The sequence below is a fragment of the uncultured Succinivibrio sp. genome, assembly GCF_902756765.1.
Lineage (GTDB): Bacteria > Pseudomonadota > Gammaproteobacteria > Enterobacterales > Succinivibrionaceae > Succinivibrio.
Genome location: NZ_CACVSS010000136.1, coordinates 1 through 3703, shown reverse-complemented (window position 1 = coordinate 3703; position 3703 = coordinate 1). Strand labels below are relative to the sequence as shown.

Below are 3703 nucleotides of genomic sequence, written 5' to 3'. Positions count from 1 at the left end.
TATATTTTTTCTTCCAATATCTTCCATCAAGAGAAAGTTCATTATCAGGAACAGACTCATAATCGGCTAATTCTTTGAATTTTAATTGGGATGAGGAGAACTGATTCTTGGACTTAAAATTATTCCAGGAGTCTTTAAGTGCGTTCATACTGAACAGCGAACCCGCATCCGAAAAGAAATCTAAACCCATAAACCAACCTAAAAAAACAATCTAGCACCATTAAAAATCATCGTGTTCGAATAATCAATCGGGTTTTAATTAATGTGATCCTTATCTCACAAGTTATTTTGTCAATTTGATCCTTGTATCACATTTGTTTTTAAATTTGTTGTTAGGTATTGCAAAATCAGGGGGATTTGGGTGTCGGTTTAAAATTTTGGTATTAGGTCTTAAACCCTAATTTTTACACTGTTCTGAGAGGAATTATACCATCTAAAAGATGGTCGATTTCACTCAATTTTCGCATGTAAATTTTGCGAGATATACATCACATTCCGGAGTAAAAATATTTTTTTGAAGGTATGTCGTAAATTGCCTCTGGCAAGCGTTCTACGGCGATGTTTTTTCTTTGATGGCAGTTTTGTCATTTTTTCACGTCAGGGATCCATATGAGCAATATACAGGCATATACGGATCTTTTAGAGAGTCAGTGTTAGTAAAAACAGGAGTTTAAAAGCCCGAAAAAAAGTGTTTGGTATAATACTTACATAGCATAATATCAGCAATATCAAGGGTTGACGATGTCAAAGGAAGAGATTAAAGCTCAATTTGATTCTGTAGTAGAGCAGTTAAATGGAGAATTATCCACACTGCCAGAATCGGTATCTCTTCTTGTTAATCTTCTGATTGCGACCTTCAATATGCTTTTTGAACTTACTGCAAGTCAGACAGATAATTTAAAGGTATCTATAGATTCGCTAAAACAGACGATAGAGCAGCAAACCCAGACGATAGAGCAACAAACACAAACGATAGAAAATCTGACAAAGTCAAATCAGGAACTTTTAGAAAATCAGGGGCAGAAAAATCAGCAGATATTACAATTCCAGGAGCTGATAAAGTCTTTGAGGACTCTTCTTCATTCGAAGAATGTAGATTTGGATGCATTAAGGCGGCTTGTGTTTCAGGGAGGAAGAGAGCAAAAGGAACAACCGGCGCCTCAGGAGACGACTGAAAAACCGCAGAGTAAAAGAAAAAACAGCAAGACAAGAGAAAGACAGAGTAATAAGACAAAGCTGGACTGTTGCGATATTGAACGGACAGATTTTCTTGATGTAAACGGAAACGTTCTAGGAGCATCAACCAGAGAGGAAGCAACAGCAAAAGTTCCTCAGCAGATAGAAAGGGACGGGAAAAAGTATGTTTTCAAAGGTTGGAAAGAATGTTCCGACAGCAGGGTAATAACCTATACAACAAAGGTTAAGGTTACAAAATACGTTCCTTTATATGAAGAAATCCGGGAACATGAATCAGCACCGGATGCTGAAGCAGAACGTATTGCCGAACAGGATTCAGCAAATAGAAATACTCCTGCCGCAACAATTGTCGGATTAAATCCGGAAAAGGATTTTCTTCCAAAGACAGTTGTAGGTTTCGATTTTATGTCAGAGATGATTGAATCAAGGATGATGAATCGAATACCGATGAACAGGATAGCACAGGATGTCAGTGATTCGCTCGGGTTCAGTATAACAAGGCAGCAGCTTGCAAGATATTTTATTTTTGCGTCAGACTGGATAGAGCCTGCTTATCAATATTTGATTAGCAAAGTGCTGGATAACAAGGTAATACATCTTGATGAGACCTTTATTCATTGTCAGGCAGAAAAGAACAACCGCCAGTACATGATAGTGTTTACATCAGCAACCGGATGTTTCTATCACTATGCGAACACCAGATCGCAGACAGTTCCGTTTGCAATTCTGCATAATCATTTTGACGGCAGGAACTGGGTCGATAACGATGGCAACGATATCGTGATTTCAACAGACGGCTGGTACGATGTGGAATGGTTAAAGGATGATAAAGAAAACTTCTACGCAGTTCTGGTAGGTTGCATGGTTCATCTTCGCAGATATTTCTGGGAAGTCTATGACGTGCATGAGAATCACAGAAAAGCAGACAGTGAAGATTACAAAATTTCGGAGCAGATAATTAATCTTCTGAAATTCATCTTTCACAGGGACAAGGAATGCAAAACCTCTGAAGAACGAACAAAAATAAGAAAAGAGGGAGAGGTAAGAGAAAAATTCGACGAAATTAAGAAACTGGTTGATGAATGCTACAAGAAGATGCAGAAATGTAAAAATCCATCGGAGGTATATACAGCCAAGTTTATAAAAGCTGTTAAGTACGCATATAACCAGTGGGAAAAATTCACCAGAATCATGGAGGATGGAGATATTCCTCTGGATAACTCTGACGCAGAGAGATCCATACGAGACTTTGCAGTGTTAAGGCATTCAACCGCCAGTGGATTTGCTTCAGTTGAAGGAGCAAAGTCTACAGCCGTATTCTCATCATTCCATGAAACCTGTAAAAAGCACGGAGTGCATCTGGGAGAATACCTTGCATACCTGTTCAGGTATATTGGATTGCATCGAGAAAAATTGACAGATCCGGGTATTCAACCTGAAGAGAGAAATGCAATTCTTGAAAAGGCTATGCCTTGGAATTTTAAGAAGGTCTAAGCTGGGATTTTAGACCTAATACTAAAAAATCAATAATAAATTGTGACTTATATCAGCAGTGTAGTAGATTATCCTACGATTCTTATGTTCTGTCATAAAACTTTGAAAATCTAAATGATACCCGGACGATAAAAATAATTAAGTTATTATTTTGCAAGTGAGCTTTTGTTGTATTCTTATTTGTTTAATTATTTGTGCGCAATGTATGACATTATCACTTAACGTATTCATTTAGGGTGTTTATTTTGATTTTTATGGTTTGAAGTTGAGGCGCAGAATTTATTTGTTGCTTGGATCAACTGTTATATAAACATCTGCAGAACGTAATTATCGTAGGTTATTTTTTATTATCTTTCTTGTTTTCTTATAGGATAGTTATCATATGCAAACAAAAATTAGCAAACTAGCTCTTTGGACAATGCCTTGCTTTGTGGCAGTGTCTTTAAGCGCTTGCGGTGGCTCTTCGAGTTCATCTTCATCATCGTTTGATCCTGCAGCTCCTTCTAAGTATGCTGTTAAAACCATATATTTGCCAACTCCTGAAGAAGATGTTGTGCAGTCGGAAGCAGGGTATTTGATGGTTCAGTGGCTTGACCCGGAATATGGCAGTCAGGGGTCAAAAGATCCAAGCGGTTTCAGTTTACATTTGTGGGATCAAGGTTGTGCTGCAACAACTCAGGTAAATGCCAGCTGGGATGATCAATCAGTAACTCCGGAAGGCAAGAATGATTACGGTCCGTATTGGAAACTTACTATAAATAATGATAACGCTGACGGATGTATGGGCGTTATTGTAAGAGATGCTGATAAGAATAAGTTGCAGGGTGACCAGAAACTGGTTTGGACTGGTGATGATCACTCTATTACGCTCTCTGCTAAAAAGACAGGATCATATGCAACAACCAAAGAAGCTTTTGAAGAAATGGGAAGCAGTGCAGGTCTGAAGGTTGATTATGCATCAGCACACTGGTTAACTGAAAGAGTTATTGTGTGGAAAAATGCCGGTGATTAC

3 protein-coding genes are annotated in these 3703 nt (G+C 38.1%); 2 read left to right on the top strand and 1 reads right to left on the bottom strand.

Annotated features, from left to right (window positions below; genetic code table 11):
* A partial coding sequence (locus QZU45_RS11395; protein WP_295355386.1) for a hypothetical protein occupies positions 1 to 190 on the bottom strand: 190 nt, incomplete at its 3' end.
* 551 nt (positions 191 to 741) lie between these two features.
* On the opposite strand from QZU45_RS11395, the gene QZU45_RS11390 reads away from it, so the two are divergent.
* Positions 742 to 2691: a transposase gene (locus tag QZU45_RS11390; RefSeq protein ID WP_295355384.1), complete on the top strand. Its 1950-nt coding sequence runs from the start codon at positions 742 to 744 to the stop codon at positions 2689 to 2691.
* A gap of 382 nt (positions 2692 to 3073) precedes the next feature.
* Positions 3074 to 3703: pullulanase-associated domain-containing protein (locus QZU45_RS11385; protein ID WP_295355382.1), on the top strand; the 630-nt coding region annotated here is incomplete at its 3' end.

Bases quoted from the DNA above. Each gene is read 5' to 3' on its own strand.
- QZU45_RS11390 (WP_295355384.1), top strand. From the start codon at position 742: ATGTCAAAGGAAGAGATTAAAGCTCAATTTGATTCTGTAGTAGAGCAG.